Source organism: Alteriqipengyuania halimionae (assembly GCF_009827575.1).
Classification (GTDB): Bacteria; Pseudomonadota; Alphaproteobacteria; order Sphingomonadales; family Sphingomonadaceae; genus Alteriqipengyuania_A; species Alteriqipengyuania_A halimionae.
Genome location: NZ_WTYR01000001.1, coordinates 1,604,881 through 1,620,083 on the forward strand (window position 1 = coordinate 1,604,881; position 15,203 = coordinate 1,620,083).

A 15,203-nucleotide genomic window follows, 5' to 3' on the forward strand; every position below is an offset into this window, starting at 1 on the left:
CGCCAGCCCCCTCCCGCATGCGAGAGGGGGCTATCGCACCTAGAAATCCATCGAGATCGAGGCTTTGACCGTGCGCGGCTGGCCCTGGAGGATCGCCGAAGAGAAGGTGTCGAAGGCGCTCGCCCAATAGGCATTGTCGGCGACGTTATCGACGGTCACTCGCAGCGTCACAGGCACCTCGCCCGCGGCCAGCACATAGCGCGCGCCGACATCGAAGCGGGTCCAGCTGTCGAGCTGGAGCGTGTTGGCTGCGTCGATCCACTGCTCGCCGGTATGCATGGCGCGTCCAGTCAGCGTCAGGCCAGGGATGAAGGGCAGGTCCCATTCGACATCGGCATTGGCGGTGAATTCGGGCACGCCGGGCACCTTGGCGCCGCCATCGAGCGTGGCATCGGTGACGGCCGCACCGGCGATCAGCCGGAGGCCGGGAAGGATCGAACCGTTGACGGTGAACTCCACGCCTTCGTGCCGCTGGTCGCCGAGATAGCCGAAGCTGCCATCGGGGAGCACGCCCTCGCCCGGACGCTCGATCCGGTAGGCGGCGAGGCCGAGGAAGACGTCGCCCAGTCCGAGATCAGCCAGGGCGAGCTTGCCGCCGATCTCATACTGCGTGGACTTGCGCGGCGCGAGCGTGGCGCCCGGATTGCTCACCAGCGCGGGATCGAGCGGCGCGGTCGGCCCCTGCTGGAGCGCTTCGATCCGGTTCGCATAGAGCGACAGCCCTTCGACCGGCTTGGCCACGATGCCCGCCACCGGGGTCACCGCATCGGCATCGTAGCGAGTATCCAGCGCACCGCCGAAATAGCTGAAGCTTTCCTGCCGGATCGCCTGGATTCGCAATCCGCCGGTCAGCAGCACGCGGTCGCCGAACAGTCCGACGGTGTCGGACACGAAGCCGCTGGTCAGGCGTCGCTTGGCGATCGGATAGGGATCGTCGAGATCGCCGCCAGCAAAGGCGGTCGGCTGCTGCGAGACCTGGACCGGATCGTAGAGATTGGTGTCGAACGGCGTGAAGAAATCGTAGGCCGTGCGATCTTCCTGCCACACGATGTTGCCGCCGAAATTGAATTCGTGCGTGATCGCGCCCTCGCCCACTTGCGCGCGCAGGCCCGCTTCGACCGCCTGGTTGCTCGATTTGAACGGGATGTAGGAGTGGAATCCGCTGGTGCCGTCGCCGGTCGCCGCGTCGTTGACGGTGATCCCGCCGTAAATGCCTTCCTCGTCGCCTTCGCGCGCACCGGCCCGGGCGTAGAACATCGCATTGTCGGCGAGGTCGTATTCCAGGCTCAGCGTGCCGAAGACGTCCTGCAGATCGGTGTAGGTGTAGTCCTGCGCATAATTAGCGCTTGCATCGGGCACGGCGGGAACGGTGGCGCTGGCGACCGTCACCTTGGGCCGCAGGCGATCGACCCGCACGTCCTGATAGGCGAGGTCGAGCCCGACGCGCAGATTGCCGCCGTCGTAATCGAACCCGCCGCCCAGCACTTGTGTGCGGCGATCCTCGCCGTCGATCGACACTTCGCCGTCGCGCCAGGCGCCGTTGACGCGCAAGCCCCACTCGCCCGCCTCACCGAAGCGGCGCGAGACGTCGAAGCTGCCGCCGACATGCCCGTCGCCGACAAAGCCCGCGGTCACGCGGTTGAGCGGATCGGCTCCGGCGCGCTTGAGCACGAGGTTGACGCTGCCGCCGAGCCCCGAGCCGCCCGGTGCCGCGCCGTTGAGGAACGCGCTCGAGCCGTTGAGGACCTGCACGCTTTCGAACAGTTCGGGCGCGACCAGCTGGCGCGGGGCGACGCCGTAGAGGCCGTTCAGCCCGACATCGTCGCCGAACAGCGGGAAGCCGCGCACCACGAACAGTTCGGACGCATTGCCATAGCCATAGGTGGTGCGGATCGTCGGGTCGTTCTCGAGCACTTCGCCCAGCGTCAGCGGCTGCTGGTTGAGGATCAGGCTCTCGTCGTAGGAGCGCACCGCGAAGGGTAGGTCCTCGGCCGGCTTGTCGCCCAGCACGCCGAGATCGCCGCCATTGTCGACCTGGGTCTCGTTCTCGGCCTGCGCGACGATGACGACGCGGTTTTCGGGCCCCACCCCGTCGTCGGTCTCCTGCGCGATGACAGGGGTGGTCGACACGATCGCAAGCGCGAGTGTCGGGAGCGAGGCGGCAATACGGTAGTTCATGACGGTCTTTCTGATCGAAGTGTCGAGGGGAATTCAGGCGCGGCCGGTGAGCCGCAGGACGATGACGCTGAGCACGGGGAGCGCGACCAGCACGGCGGCGGCGATATCCCACGCCCCGTCGCCCAGCAGGCCGAGCACCAGCCCGGCCAGGGTGGAAAGCGCGATCAGCAGCGGCGCGGCGAAGACTTCGTGCGCGCGCAGGCGGCGATTGGTGCGGCCGCTGGCGCGCAGGCTGACCCGCCCGTTGATCCGCCTGGTGATCCGCCTGTTGATCAGGGCGCTCATGCGATCGCCCCGCGCCGCGCGCCGGTGCGGATTTCGTCGACCCGGCGCTCGATATTCTCGCGGCGGCGCTGCCACCACAGCAGCAGCCCGGTCCACAGCACGCGGATCGTCAGCAGCGTGAGCAGCGCCCACAGGATCTTGAGCGCCAGCCCGCCGTAATCGCCGAAATGAAGCGGCTTGGACATCATCAGCGCCTGGTTGAGCGCGGGCATAGAGCGCGCATCGACCAGCTCGCCGCTGGCCGCATCGACCAGCGCGGGCGTCAGCAAATGGCTCGTCAGCGGACGATCGCCCTGGAAGAAGATCGCATAGTGCCGATCGGTGCTCCAGTCGCCGCCGGGAAAGCCGATGAATTGCGGCGAGCGGCCCGGCAGTGCGTCCTGCGCCGCCGCCATCGCCGCATCGAGCGAGCCGTAGTCGCGCGGCGCCAGCGCGGCCTCACTCCCATGCGAGGCGGTCATCGCGGCGAGCTCGTTCTCGCGCCAGCTATCGGTCAGCGGATCGGCAAAGGCGTTGATCGCCCCCGTCGCCGCCACCACCAGCGCCCAGGCGAGCGTCACCATGCCGAGGAAATTGTGCCGGTCGAGCCGCTGCACCCGCTCGCTGCGATTGCGCCGCACCGTGCCGAAGCGCAGCCGCCGCATGAACGGCGCGTACAGCACCGTGCCAGAGACCAGCGAGAGAACGAAGCCGATCCCCATCACGCCGAGGAACAGCATGCCCGGCAGGCCCAGCAATAGGTCGGTGTGGAGGCCCAGCACCGTGTCCATGAACGCGTTGGTCGGCGCCGGCCCCAGCGCTTCGCCGGTGGCGCGATCGAAATAGAGCAGCGTCATGTCCCCGCCCGCGGCATCGGGCGTCGGCCCGGTGGTGACGGTCAGCAACGGACTGTCCTGGCTGAACCCCATGAACAAGGGCACTTCGCCCGGCCGCTCGGCCAGCGCGGCGGCGACCACCGCATCGAGCGGCTGCCCCCCGCGCGCCGACGCCTCGCCCACCATCGCCGCCTCGGCATCGCGATCGACCAGCGCATCGATCTCGTCGTGGAAGATCAGCGGCAGCCCGGTGACGCACAGCAACAGCAGGAACGCCATCGGCACGATGCTGCTCCATTTGTGGAGCAGAAACCAGAATCGGATAGCACGCCGTGACACGCGCGCCGGTTAGGCGGCGGACGCCTAACGGTCAATGATAATCAGTTGCAATAGCGGTCAGGGATTGCGGCTCTTCACCAGTTCAATGAAGTCGCGCACGGACATCAACCAGCTTTGCTGATTTGTGTGGTACGAAGTGTGTATTGAGCGAGGCAGCACCAATTGCAGCTTTTTTGCCTTCATTTCGGCCGTCTGCTTTTCAGAAATAGCAGGCTCAAGGGTTAATAGGTGCTTCTCCTCAATACGCTGCGCTTCAGACAGCACCTGCCTCCAACGATCCTTCAGGGTCGATTTTGCGCCCAGCATCAATAATCGCGCAGAGGGAAATTCCGGATCGTGATAGGCTTCGGCGGACGGAAAGAGGAAATCCGGCCGGTTGTTATTTTCACTTATAGCACCCCGGACAAAACCGACATTGTTGGCCTCAAGCACCACCTCGATGTGGCTTTCGAGTGCCAGCCCCGCTCTGGCTTTGCGCCTGTTCTGAACGCTCAGGGAGAACTTGATAAAGCCGTCCACATCCTCGGCGCCTTGTTGGCCAAACCCCTCGGCTATGCGTTTGGCGACCTGTTTGCGTTCTATCCTCCGGAATAAAAGCGTTTCGCGCTCCATCCAGTCGATGATGGCTTTATCGGGATCCTGTATCGCAATTTCGGTGCCGACTGATGTCCTCGCCAGTTCGGAAAGGACTGCTGCTTTGGGCATCTTTACGCCGAATGGTTCTACTAGGGAATCCAGATGACCCGCTTCAGGCTCATCCGGCTCGATCTCTAGCGCTTCAAGAACCGATCTCGAAACAAAGCCGAGTTCAGCGTCACGATTTCCTTCGATCGGTGTAAAATCAAAACTCTCTTGCAGTTCGGAATCTATTCCAAAAAGCCAAATTAATTGGTTATATGCAGTACTATCTGCAGGAGTAAAAATCGCCAGCGCTGTGCTGTCTTGGCGGGCAGCCAGAAAGAAAGCATCACCTGCCACCATCTTTCGGGTGACAGCATTACCCTCGTAGTAAAGTCGATACTCGGACCTTTTAGGATGAGCGCGACGCGCGTCGTACCAAGATAGAAAACCGCTCTCCGCCTCGCTTTGGTCTTGGTCCTGTCCTACCCACATAAAGCGCGTTGGAATATTCTTCCGATCCGCGTCTCCGAGAAGCGATTCTATTTCAGCCGAGCCGTTGAATTCGTGCTGATTGGATGCCTGGAAATCGGCTTCCACCGGACTAAGGCGTTTGAGCGCGACTCCCGAAAAATACTGGGACAAATAACCGCGCTTCATACGACTCCCTCGCGCGCCGCTTCCAACCAACAGACGCATTCATCGATGGTCCCTTTCATCTCATCTTGGCTCCTGCCCCTGAGACTGCACTCCCAGACAGTAAAATGCCGAAGACCAATCGCGTCCAGCCTTTCGCGAACCCTCGCATCTCGCATCCTGTTGGCTTCAATTTTACCCGCCCAAAAATCGGTGTTCGTTTTCGGTAGCCTGAAAAGATTGCAACTGTGCCCATGCCAGAAGCATCCGTTTACAAAAATCGCCGATTTAAGAGACGGAAAAACCAGATCCGGTTTCCCGGGCAAATTAGGGTCGTGAAGGCGATACCGAAAACCTCGCGAATGGAGCGCGCTCCTAACGATTAACTCAGGCCTCGTGTTTTTCGAGCGAATGCCAGACATCATTCTGCTGCGCTTCGCTTTGGATACAATGTCAGCCAACGGGCGCAACTTTCCCGAGTTCGCCGACTTGCTCACTTCCAGCCGTGGTCTGAAGTAAATCCGATTTTCCAAGCGACCTTGCAAGCGCATCCTTCATTGAGCGAGCAAGAAATTCAACAACCGGCACCACGACCGCGTTTCCAAACTGTCTGTAGGCTTGGGTATCCGAAACCGGAATCTGCCACCGACGATCACCGCGATCAAAGCCCATTAGTCGGGCACATTCGAGTGGAGTAAGCCTCCTTGGACGCGCGCCAGCCTGCTCGATCAGAATTTCCGATCCATCCTTGTAGTATCTTGCAGACAGGGTCCGCGCCACATCATCCGGTCCTACGAGACTGAAACCGAAACCGTTTCCCTTTGCCTCGTGCTTCTTTCGGTATTCTTGGAGATACTCCCACAGCCTTGGCGTAAGCGTATACTTGGGATCGACGGAATCATTTGGCTCCAGAATGCTATTAAGTCTCGGGCCATTTTCGATTGCCGGCAAATTCAATGCGTTAAGATCGAAGTCAGTTTTTTCACGAAATCCCACGATAAATACGCGCTCTCGCTTTTGTGGAACCCAAGGCGCTGAACTTATCACTCGAAACTGAGTATGGTAGCCAAGCTCTTCCTGCAGGACATGCATGATAGTCTTGAACGTCCGCCCCCGATCGTGATTCTCAAGATTTTTTACGTTCTCCAGCACAAACGCGGCAGGACGGTGGTGCGCGATAATTTGGGCCGTATCGAAAAAGAGAGTCCCTTGGGTGTCGCACAGAAAACCATGGGGCCGCCCCAACGCGTTCTTCTTAGAAACACCCGCGATTGAGAAGGGCTGACAAGGAAACCCCGCCAAGAGAACATCATGCTCGGGCACAAGTTCTGGTTCGCCCGAAAACTCGCGAATATCTCCCTGCAGAAGATGATTGTCGCGGAAATTCGTTCGATAGGTCTCCTGCGCATATTTGTCCCATTCGGACGTAAACACACAGTGCCCTCCGATGCCTTGAAAACCGATCCGAAGACCGCCAATTCCGGCGAATAGATCTATGAAGCGAAAGCCGAGCTTCTCTTCAGTCGAATGCACGGACTTCATCGGTTTCTCCGGATAGCGACCCAAAACTTCCAAGGCTCGCATTACAGACGGGCGTGGGCCAGCCTCGCCCCGCTCCCATCGATAAATCGTGCTAGCGCAATAACCCAGCTCCGAAGCTGCCTGCTCAACCGAAAGCCCGGCTAGCTCTCTCAATTCAGTGAAAGTATGACGCACAAACCAGACCTCCGAGGGAATAATTGTAGCGTAGTGCCAAAATCTTTCCCAGCGCGCAAGAACATTTAAAGAACAAAGCGATCTTATCCCCGTTTTCCTACACCGCGCCTGCGCGTTATGATCGGCGCGCTCTTTCCTACCGTCGATCCCACCGCCCACGGGCCGAGCCTGTGCATGGGCGCGCGCGTTGGAACGCATTTAGGCGCGCGACCGGCGATCATGGCCCTGGCCTCCTGTCCGTCCGCGGGGCGCGTCATGCCTCAAGCAACTGGTTCGCCGCGATAATTTCGGCGTGCGCTAAAGTGACACGCTGTCACCTTTGTCACCCGCCCGATCGCTCCTTTTTTCGCGCACTGGACAGTGTAACACCCGGTCCATGTTGTCGCCCCAGCGCGGCGCGGACCGCGCGTTTGGGCACTTCGCTGGCCATAGCGGCGCAGGTTTGTTAGCTCACCCGCCCATGAAAACAGGGACACTCATTTCACTCGCCGCCTATTTCATCCTGATGCTGGCCATCGGGCTGTATGCGTGGCGCAAATCGACCGACACATCCGAGGGTTATCTGCTGGGCGGGCGCAACCTGCATCCGGCGGTGGCGGCGCTTTCCGCCGGGGCGTCGGACATGTCGGGCTGGCTGCTGCTCGGCCTGCCGGGGGCGCTTTATGCCGCCGGGCTGGTCGAGGCGTGGATCGGGATCGGTCTGTTCGTCGGGGCCTTCGTCAACTGGATCGTGGTCGCGCCGCGGCTGCGCCAGCAAAGCGAGGAGCGCGGCAATGCGCTGACGATCCCGCAATTCCTGTCCAACCGCTTCCCCGACAAGGCGATCGCGCTGCGCACCATTTCGGCGCTGGTGATCGTGGTGTTCTTCGCGGTCTATACCGCCAGCGGGCTGGTGGCCGGGGGCAAGCTGTTCGCCACCGCCTTCCCCGCGCTGCTGCCCGACGTGCCGCTGTCGGATTACATGCTGGGCATCTGGATCACCGCGGGCGTGGTGCTGGCCTATACGATGGTCGGCGGCTTCCTGGCGGTGAGCCTGACCGATTTCGTGCAGGGCTGCATCATGCTGGTGGCGCTGGTGCTGATGCCGCTGGTGGTGATGTTCGGCGCGGGCGGCGAGGCCGGCGGATCGCTGAACGACGTGCCGGTGGAAGGGTTCCTGAGCCTGACGCAAGGGCTGACGGCGCTGGGATTCCTCAGCGCGGTGGCCTGGGGGCTCGGCTATTTCGGCCAGCCGCATATCATCGTGCGCTTCATGGCGGTGCGATCGGTCGCCGCGGTATCGACCGCGCGCAATATCGCGATGAGCTGGATGGGAGTCTGCGTGCTGGGCGCGGTGGGCCTCGGCATTGCGGGCCGCGCCTATGTGGAGCGCAACGGCATGGTGGTCGAGGATCCGGAAACGATCTTCATCGTGCTGGCGGACCTGCTGTTCCACCCGCTGGTCACCGGCTTCCTGCTGGCCGCGCTGCTGGCGGCGATCATGTCGACCATCAGCTCGCAATTGCTGGTCGCCTCCTCCTCGCTGACCGAGGATTTCTATCGCCTGTTCCTGCGCAAGAAAGCGAGCGAGCGCGAGACGGTGAATATCGGGCGCCTCTCCACCCTGCTGGTGGCGCTGGTGGCGATCGTCGTCGCGAGCGATCCGGAAAGCCAGGTGCTCGGCCTCGTCTCCAATGCCTGGGCGGGCTTCGGCGCGGCCTTCGGCCCGCTGATCATCCTGTCGCTGACCTGGAACCGGATGACCGGATCGGGCGCGGTGGCAGGCCTGGTGGTCGGCACCGCGACGGTCGCGGCATGGATCGCGCTCGGCTGGTCGAGCTGGCTCTATGAGATCGTGCCGGGCTTCATCGCGGCATGGATCGCGATCTGGCTGGTCAGCAAGGCGACCTGGAAAGGCACCGAACCCGCCGCCGCGACTGCCTGACGCGACGCTACATCGGGTCGAGCACGAAGGCGACCACCGCCTCGACCACGCCCGGCGCGATCGGCAGGTCGGGATCGGCGTAGGAGGCGAGATTGGCCGCGCGGTCACCCTCGGGCACTTCCTTGAGGACGTGGTTCACGCCGCCCAGCAGCACCAGGGTCGCGTCTTCGCGGCTCTCGGCAAGCGTTTCGGCATCGGCGGCGGGGGTCTGGATGTCCTCGCGTCCGTTGACGATCAGCACCGGGAGATCGTGCGCCGCGATCAGCTCGGCCGGCTCCTGCTGGAACAGGCTCGACACGAAGCCCTGCACTTGCGGAGCGAACAGCGCCAGCAGGCCGGGATGGATCTCGTCGGCAGGCACGCTCTCGCCCGCCTTGAGCCTGGCGATGATGCCATCGACCTGCGGCAATAGGGGCGTGGCGGCAGGATTGGCCGCGATCTGGGCGCGGATTACATCGGCGGTGTTGCGGCCGGGGCTCGCGACCAGGAGGAGTCCGCAATAGGCATCCGGGGCCTTCGCCGCAGCCGCCATCGCGTGCAGGCCGCCCTCGCTATGGCCCAGCAGCCAGACGCATTCTTCATCGTTGCGAGCGGAGATCGTCGCGGCCCAGCTCTCGATGTCGGCGACGTAATCCTCGACCGTGACCTTGTTGGGGTCCGGGATCGCATCGGCGCTTTCGAACATGCCGCGCTTGTCGATGCGGACCGACGCGATGCCTTGCGCCGCCAGCGCTTCGGCAAGCAATTTGTAGGTCTGCGCGGCCACGCCCGTCGGATTGTTGCCGTCACGATCGGTCGGTCCCGAGCCGGGAATGATGAGCACTGCCGGCGCGCCCTCTCCCAGTGTCCCTTCGAGGGTGCCGTGCAGCGGGGCGGCGATGCCATCATGCGTGGTGGCAATCGGCTCTCCGGCAAGGGCGGCGCTCGACAGCGCGAGCGAGACGAGGATTCCAGCGGTGAATTTCATATCAATTCCCTTTCTGCTGGCCTTTGCTCCGGTTCCAGAGCCACCAGCTGTAAACGAACGGCACCACTGCCGCGACGAAGACCGCGCCGAGCGTGACGAAAATCTGCGTTTCGGGGGGCAGGAACAGCGCGCCGAGGATGATCGCGAGACCCGCCAGCATCATCAGCTTCCCGCCCAGGCGATGGGTCGCGATCCAGTTGTCGGTATCCATGATCGCCCAAGGCGTGCGAATGCCGACGAAGAAACCGGGCCGGCTCTTGGGCAAGGCGTTGCCGAGCGCGAACAGCAGCACGCCGACACCGATCATGATGATGTTGACGGGGACCGCGATTCCGTAGGCCGGAAGCCCGATCGCCAGCTCGATCAGCGCGAACAGCAGCAGAATGCCGATCCACACGGCGCGCAGCACGGGGGCGGATCCTTCGAGCTTGTCCTGCAGCGGCTCCAGCCGCGGGGTCCAGGCGAACAGCACGGTCAGCAGCACCACCATGCCCGCCGGGAACAGCAGCGCACGAAGCGCAGGACTGAACGCGTCGGGTTCGCCTGCGGCATTCCAGTGCGTAGGCAACACCGCATCGGCGGGCAGCCGGGCGGCGGTGACGAAGGCGAACACCACCATTGCAGCCACCAGAGACAGCGAGGCAATCACAAGGCCCTTGGTCTTCATCGTTCGAACTCCTCCTGTTCGTCGCGTCCGCCGGCCATGCCCATTCGGCCCATGAAGCCATGCAGCGCTTCTTCCAGCGTCGACATGTTGAGCGTGTAGATGATCGTCCCGCCGCGATTGTCGCCCAGGATCAGGCCAGCCGCCTTCAGCTTGGCAAAATGGCCCGACATCGTCGGCTTTGATACATCGAACCGATCGGCCAGCTCACCCGCACTCTTGCCGCCGGACTTCAGCAGCTCGAGCACTTCGCGACGGATCGGATGCGACAGGGCATCGAACACGCTCGTCATAGCTATTTAGCTAAATGCCTAAATGACCGGAGTCAAGCTCGACCGGTGGCTACCATCTCTGGGCCTCACCCGTAGCTGGCTTCGATGAAAATCAGCGCTCCATAGATCGCGACACCGAGCAGGAATGGCGTGAAGCGGCTCTGCCTCTCTTCGGGCAGTTCCTCTTTCAAGACGTTCAGCACCACCCCGCCCGCAAGGAAGGAAAACAGGCCGCCCACGGCCAGAGGCGGCAATGCGATCAGTTGTCCCACCAGCCAGCCGACCGTTACCGACACCGCCAGCACCCAGCGACCGATACCGTCATAGGCCGCCGCATGGTCCTGCCGCATGCCGAAATCGGCGGTGACGAAATGCAGCGCCATCGCGACGCTGTAGGCGGACAGGCTCAGCAGACCCGGCTCCTCGCGGTGGACGAGCAGGTAACCGATCAGGAAATTGAACACCGCGAAACTGCCGATATGAATCCACAATTCGCGATTTCCGGTGCGGTTGCCCTGCCCGGCTTTGGCCATCTGCGCGCGGCTGACCTTCACCCGGCGCTCGACCCCGTAGAACACCACCAGTCCGAGTAGCGCGAGCGCGTAGATCCAGCGCTCGACCGCCATGCCCGTCAGCCCGATTTCATCGGCGAATTCGCGCTGATGGGTGGCGATTTCGGGGAGGATGTGGAGGAACACATAGGTCACCGCCACCCCGCCGGCGAAGCTCAGCCCGCGGTTGCGCGGCATGGTGTCGAGCCAGCGCAGTCTGCCGATGAAGACGTGAATCGCGGCAAATACCAGTGCGATCAGCCCTGTCAGTACTACCATTAACCCCATCGCGCGCTTGCTCCCCTTTGCCTAACGGCCCGCCCTTGCCTATGGGCGATCCATGGCCGAACCGCACCCCATTGCCGGAACGCGTATCGCGCTCTTTAGCGGCAACTACAATTACGAGAAGGACGGTGCCAATCAGGCGCTCAACCGCCTGGTCGGCTATCTGCTGCGCCAGGGCGCGGAGGTGAAGGTGTTCTCGCCCACCACCGATACGCCTGCGTTCGAGCCCGAGGGCGAGTTGCACTCGCTCCCCAGCAAGCCGATCCCGACGCGCACGGAATACCAGTTCCCGCTCGGCCTCTCGGAGGAAAACAAGGCAACGCTCGAAGCGTTCGATCCGCAGATCGTGCACCTTTCCTCGCCCGACGTTTCGGGACACCGGGCGCTGACCTGGGCACGCAAGCGCGGCATCCCCACGGTCGCTTCGGTCCACACGCGGTTCGAGACCTACCCCGCCTATTACGGTGCCGCCTGGGCTGAAAAGCCGCTGCTCGCTATCATGCGCCGCTATTACAATCGCTGCGACATCGTGCTCGCCCCGACCGAGGTGATCCGAGAGGAATACCGCAAGCTCGGCCTGGGTGAGCGCTTCGGCATCTGGCAGCGCGGCGTGGACAAGAGCATCTTCAATCCCGGTCGCCGCGACTTGGAATGGCGGCGCGAAATGGGCATCGCCGACGATGCGGTCGCGATCGGCTATCTCGGCCGGCTGGTGCTCGAAAAAGGGCTGGGCCAATTCGCCGAAGTGATCGGCGAACTGCGCGAGCGCGGCGTGAAACACGAAGTGCTCGTGATCGGCGAAGGTCCGGCGCGCGACTGGTTTGCCGAGCGGGTGCCCGATGCCCGCTTTGCCGGCTTCCAGATCGGCGAAGGCCTCGCCCGCGCGGTTGCGGGAATGGACGTGCTGCTCAATGCGTCGAGCACCGAAGGCTTCTCCAACGTCACGCTCGAATCGATGGCCTGCGCGCATCCGGTCGTCGCGGTCGATACGATCGGCAGCGATCATCTGGTGCAGGACGGCGTCAATGGCCGCTTGATCGAACGCGGCAACATCGCGGGTTTCGCCGATGCGCTGGAAGCCTATTGCAAGGGCGCGAGCCTGCGCGAGGCCCATGGCCAAGCCGCCCTCGCCCGTGCGCACGAATTCGATTGGGACGGCGTCAACGATGCCGTCGCACAGACCTATCTCGAGCTCCTGAAAGAGCGCGGCTGATCTAGCGCAGCACGCCCTTCCTTCGCATCGCGATGCTGTAGATCAGCAGGAAGATCGTGATCGCCCATAGCATGACCGGGAACCACGCTGGCTGCATCTCTGCAAGCTCAACCGGCATCTCGGCCCCGGCTTCGTAGATCGTCGTCAGCGCTATGCCTGCAATCGAGACAGCGAAGGCGAGCCCGGCATGGCGGCTTCGCGCCAGCAGCAGGATCGAACCGGCAAACGCGGCTAGCGTGCCGAGCGCCCATGCGCCATGGGCCCAGGCCGGAAACGCACCGAGATAGGCCACGCCTTCTGGTGGATATTCCATAACGTCGAACCACCATTCGCTGCCAAGACTGGACAGGACATAATCCGTCGCTCCGACCGAATTCCAAAGCAGCGAAAGAATGCCCACGACCCACAGGTGCCATGGCGTTTTCGTATCGGTCATTATTGCTCTCCCCAATTTTCGCCCCGGACCGCAGGCTAGCACGGTGTGCGGCAATGGCAATTCGCCCCGAAATCACTAGGTAGGGTCGCGATGGCCGACCTGTTCTCCGACGACCCGCTCCAAGCCCCTGCTGCCAATGCCCCGCGCGAGGATGCGCCGCTGGCCGACCGTCTGCGCCCGCGCGACCTCGGCGAAGTGATCGGGCAGGATCATCTGACCGGCGCGGAAGGCGCGATCGGGCGAATGGTCGCGGCGGGCAAGCTCTCAAGCATGATCCTGTGGGGCCCGCCCGGCACCGGGAAGACCACGATCGCGCGGCTGCTCGCCGATGCCGTGGGCATGCGGTTCGAAAGCGTCAGCGCGGTGTTCTCGGGCGTGGCAGACCTCAAGAAGGCTTTCGCCGCCGCCGACAAGGCCGCCCAGGCCGGACAGCGCACACTGCTGTTCGTCGACGAGATCCATCGCTTCAATCGCGCCCAGCAGGACGGTTTCCTGCCCTTCGTCGAGCGCGGCACGGTGACGCTGGTGGGCGCGACCACCGAGAACCCCAGTTTCGCACTCAACGCCGCGCTGCTCAGCCGCGCGCAGGTGTTGATCCTCCAGCGGCTCGACCATGCCGCGCTGTCCGAATTGCTCGACCGCGCCGAAGGGCTCGAAGGGCCGCTGCCACTGACCGAGGACGCGCACGATGCGCTGGTCGCGAGCGCCGATGGCGACGGGCGCTTCCTGCTGAACCAGGCCGAAACGCTCTACAACGCCAAGATCGAAAATCCGCTCGATCCCGCCGCGCTCGGCGGTTTCCTGCAACGCCGCGTCGCGGTCTACGACAAGGACCGCGAGGGTCACTACAACCTCATCTCGGCGCTCCACAAAGCGGTGCGCGGCTCCGATCCGCAGGCGGCGCTGTATTATCTCGCGCGCATGCTGACCGCAGGCGAGGAACCGCGCTTCCTTTCGCGCAGGCTGGTGCGCATGGCGGTGGAGGATATCGGCCTCGCCGATCCGCAGGCGCTGGTGCAATGCATGGCAGCCAAGGATGCCTACGAGTTTCTCGGCAGCCCGGAAGGCGAGCTCGCGCTGGTGCAGGCCTGCCTCTATCTCGCCAGCGCGCCCAAATCGAACGCCGCCTACAAGGCGATGAAATCCTCCTTCCGCAGCGCCAAGGAGACCGGCAGCCTGATGCCGCCTCAGAACATCCTCAACGCGCCGACCAAGCTGATGAAAGAGATCGGCTACGGCAAAGGATACAGCTACGATCACGATGCCGATGAAGGCTTTTCGGGCGATAATTACTGGCCCGAGGAAATGGAGCCGCAGACCTATTACACGCCGGTCGATCGCGGGTTCGAGCGCGAGGTGAACAAGCGCCTCGATTACTGGGACAAGCTACGGCGCGAGCGCGGTGCGGGCTGACCGCTTCCGCCACTTCGTCGCGATCGACTGGTCGGGGGCCAAGGGAGAGCGGCATAAGGGTATAGCTATTGCCGTTGCGGACGCAGAGGGTGGCCCGCCGGTATTGATCGAGCCCGAACGCGCCTGGTCGCGCGCCGATGTGCTCGCCATCCTGCGCGACCTGCCCGACGACACGCTGGTGGGGATGGATCTCGGGATTTCGTTGCCCTTCGCCGATTGCGGGGCGTTTTTCCCGGACCTCGCGAGTAGCCCGCCCGATGCTCGGTCGCTTTGGGCGCTGGTCGACGATGTGTGCTTGGAAGACCCTCATCTCGGCGCGAACAGTTTCATCGATCACCCCAATTTTGCGCCCTATTTCCGCCGCCACGGTGGGCGCGAGGGTGCCCGCTTCCGCTGCGACGAAGCCAGCCACGGTCGCGGTCGTTTCCGGGTGACTGAACAGGCGCAGGCGGCGATGGGCTGTAAGCCCTACAGCAATTTCAACCTCGTCGGCGCGGCACAGGTCGGCAAGTCGAGCCTCACAGGCATGAGGGTTTTGCATCGGCTGCAGGGTGCGGTGCCCGTCTGGCCCATCGATCCCTTGCCCGAGCAAGGGTCTGTGATCGTGGAAATATACACAACCATCGCCGCCATAGCTGCGGGTCGCCGCGCCGGACGTGCCAAGATGCGGACCGGAGAGGAACTGGACATCGCGCTGGCGGCACTGGGCAGTGCGCCCATCTACCGCACCGGCCTGCTCGACGAGCACAGCACCGATGCGCTGGTGACTACGGCCTGGCTGCGCGCCGTCGGGAGCGAGCGCGCGCGCTGGTCGCCGCCTGCGCTCACGGCATCAATTGCGCGCACCGAAGGCTGGACTTTCGGCGCGCGCTAGTGGGCAGGCCGCACAAT

Annotated in this window: 15 protein-coding genes; 4 read left to right on the top strand and 11 right to left on the bottom strand. The window is 63.3% G+C overall.

The genetic code is table 11. The annotated features are described in order from the left end of the window. Positions 1 to 39 precede the first annotated feature (39 nt). From GRI68_RS07810 to dcm, 6 genes are read right to left on the bottom strand one after another with little or no spacing between them, the layout of a single operon-like run. Positions 40 to 2,178, bottom strand: coding sequence for a TonB-dependent receptor (locus tag GRI68_RS07810; RefSeq protein WP_160616733.1), 2,139 nt, complete (start codon positions 2,176 to 2,178; stop codon positions 40 to 42). Positions 2,179 to 2,211: 33 nt separating this feature from the next. Next, entirely contained in the window at positions 2,212 to 2,463 is a 252-nt protein-coding gene (locus GRI68_RS13635; protein ID WP_234028741.1) for a hypothetical protein, read from the bottom strand. Then, complete coding sequence (locus GRI68_RS07815) at positions 2,460 to 3,617, bottom strand: PepSY-associated TM helix domain-containing protein (protein WP_160616734.1); 1,158 nt, start codon at positions 3,615 to 3,617, stop codon at positions 2,460 to 2,462. The genes GRI68_RS13635 and GRI68_RS07815 overlap by 4 nt, the downstream gene beginning before the upstream one ends. Before the next feature lie 57 nt (positions 3,618 to 3,674). After that, positions 3,675 to 4,934, bottom strand: coding sequence for a type II restriction endonuclease (locus GRI68_RS07820; RefSeq protein ID WP_234028742.1), 1,260 nt, complete (start codon positions 4,932 to 4,934; stop codon positions 3,675 to 3,677). Then, on the bottom strand, positions 4,892 to 5,422 hold the full coding sequence (locus GRI68_RS07825) for a very short patch repair endonuclease (RefSeq protein ID WP_325063779.1): 531 nt from the start codon (positions 5,420 to 5,422) through the stop codon (positions 4,892 to 4,894). Before GRI68_RS07825 ends, GRI68_RS07820 begins: the two co-directional genes overlap by 43 nt. Beyond that, on the bottom strand, positions 5,325 to 6,587 hold the full coding sequence (gene dcm / locus GRI68_RS07830) for a DNA (cytosine-5-)-methyltransferase (protein ID WP_160616736.1): 1,263 nt from the start codon (positions 6,585 to 6,587) through the stop codon (positions 5,325 to 5,327). The genes GRI68_RS07825 and dcm overlap by 98 nt, the downstream gene beginning before the upstream one ends. 460 nt (positions 6,588 to 7,047) lie before the next feature. Between dcm and putP the strand changes: the two genes are divergently transcribed. Next, on the top strand, positions 7,048 to 8,511 hold the full coding sequence (gene putP / locus GRI68_RS07835) for a sodium/proline symporter PutP (RefSeq protein WP_160616737.1): 1,464 nt from the start codon (positions 7,048 to 7,050) through the stop codon (positions 8,509 to 8,511). A 7-nt stretch (positions 8,512 to 8,518) separates the two neighbouring features. Here putP and GRI68_RS07840 read toward each other — a convergent pair whose 3' ends face one another. The 4 genes from GRI68_RS07840 to GRI68_RS07855 all read right to left on the bottom strand — a co-directional run bounded on the left by GRI68_RS07840 (position 8,519) and on the right by GRI68_RS07855 (position 11,244). Further along, a complete protein-coding gene (locus tag GRI68_RS07840; protein WP_160616738.1) occupies positions 8,519 to 9,478 on the bottom strand; it encodes an alpha/beta hydrolase in 960 nt (319 codons plus the stop codon). A 1-nt stretch (position 9,479) separates the two neighbouring features. Beyond that, positions 9,480 to 10,145, bottom strand: a complete 666-nt coding sequence (locus GRI68_RS07845; RefSeq protein WP_160616739.1) for an SdpI family protein — start codon at positions 10,143 to 10,145, stop codon at positions 9,480 to 9,482. Beyond that, complete coding sequence (locus GRI68_RS07850; RefSeq protein ID WP_160616740.1) at positions 10,142 to 10,435, bottom strand: metalloregulator ArsR/SmtB family transcription factor; 294 nt, start codon at positions 10,433 to 10,435, stop codon at positions 10,142 to 10,144. The genes GRI68_RS07845 and GRI68_RS07850 overlap by 4 nt, the downstream gene beginning before the upstream one ends. Before the next feature lie 65 nt (positions 10,436 to 10,500). Next, positions 10,501 to 11,244 carry a hypothetical protein gene (locus GRI68_RS07855; RefSeq protein WP_160616741.1) on the bottom strand — a complete coding sequence of 248 codons (744 nt, stop codon included), beginning with the start codon at positions 11,242 to 11,244 and terminating at the stop codon, positions 10,501 to 10,503. A gap of 61 nt (positions 11,245 to 11,305) precedes the next feature. Here GRI68_RS07855 and GRI68_RS07860 point away from each other — a divergent pair, with 61 nt between their 5' ends. After that, positions 11,306 to 12,463, top strand: a complete 1,158-nt coding sequence (locus GRI68_RS07860) for a glycosyltransferase family 4 protein (protein ID WP_160616742.1) — start codon at positions 11,306 to 11,308, stop codon at positions 12,461 to 12,463. A gap of 1 nt (position 12,464) precedes the next feature. Here GRI68_RS07860 and GRI68_RS07865 read toward each other — a convergent pair whose 3' ends face one another. Continuing rightward, on the bottom strand, positions 12,465 to 12,899 hold the full coding sequence (locus GRI68_RS07865; protein ID WP_160616743.1) for a hypothetical protein: 435 nt from the start codon (positions 12,897 to 12,899) through the stop codon (positions 12,465 to 12,467). A gap of 90 nt (positions 12,900 to 12,989) precedes the next feature. On the opposite strand from GRI68_RS07865, the gene GRI68_RS07870 reads away from it, so the two are divergent. Then, complete coding sequence (locus GRI68_RS07870) at positions 12,990 to 14,312, top strand: replication-associated recombination protein A (RefSeq protein WP_160616744.1); 1,323 nt, start codon at positions 12,990 to 12,992, stop codon at positions 14,310 to 14,312. Next, positions 14,302 to 15,186: a hypothetical protein gene (locus GRI68_RS07875; RefSeq protein WP_160616745.1), complete on the top strand. Its 885-nt coding sequence runs from the start codon at positions 14,302 to 14,304 to the stop codon at positions 15,184 to 15,186. The genes GRI68_RS07870 and GRI68_RS07875 overlap by 11 nt, the downstream gene beginning before the upstream one ends. Positions 15,187 to 15,203 lie beyond the last annotated feature (17 nt).

Coding starts and splice junctions, on each gene's coding strand:
- GRI68_RS07810 (WP_160616733.1), bottom strand. CDS start 2,178: ATGAACTACCGTATTGCCGCCTCGCTCCCGACACTCGCGCTTGCGATC.
- GRI68_RS13635 (WP_234028741.1), bottom strand. CDS start 2,463: ATGAGCGCCCTGATCAACAGGCGGATCACCAGGCGGATCAACGGGCGG.
- GRI68_RS07820 (WP_234028742.1), bottom strand. CDS start 4,934: ATGCGTCTGTTGGTTGGAAGCGGCGCGCGAGGGAGTCGTATGAAGCGC.
- GRI68_RS07825 (WP_325063779.1), bottom strand. CDS start 5,422: ATGCGCTTGCAAGGTCGCTTGGAAAATCGGATTTACTTCAGACCACGG.
- putP (WP_160616737.1), top strand. CDS start 7,048: ATGAAAACAGGGACACTCATTTCACTCGCCGCCTATTTCATCCTGATG.
- GRI68_RS07840 (WP_160616738.1), bottom strand. CDS start 9,478: ATGAAATTCACCGCTGGAATCCTCGTCTCGCTCGCGCTGTCGAGCGCC.
- GRI68_RS07845 (WP_160616739.1), bottom strand. CDS start 10,145: ATGAAGACCAAGGGCCTTGTGATTGCCTCGCTGTCTCTGGTGGCTGCA.
- GRI68_RS07850 (WP_160616740.1), bottom strand. CDS start 10,435: ATGACGAGCGTGTTCGATGCCCTGTCGCATCCGATCCGTCGCGAAGTG.
- GRI68_RS07855 (WP_160616741.1), bottom strand. CDS start 11,244: ATGGTAGTACTGACAGGGCTGATCGCACTGGTATTTGCCGCGATTCAC.
- GRI68_RS07860 (WP_160616742.1), top strand. CDS start 11,306: ATGGCCGAACCGCACCCCATTGCCGGAACGCGTATCGCGCTCTTTAGC.
- GRI68_RS07865 (WP_160616743.1), bottom strand. CDS start 12,899: ATGACCGATACGAAAACGCCATGGCACCTGTGGGTCGTGGGCATTCTT.
- GRI68_RS07870 (WP_160616744.1), top strand. CDS start 12,990: ATGGCCGACCTGTTCTCCGACGACCCGCTCCAAGCCCCTGCTGCCAAT.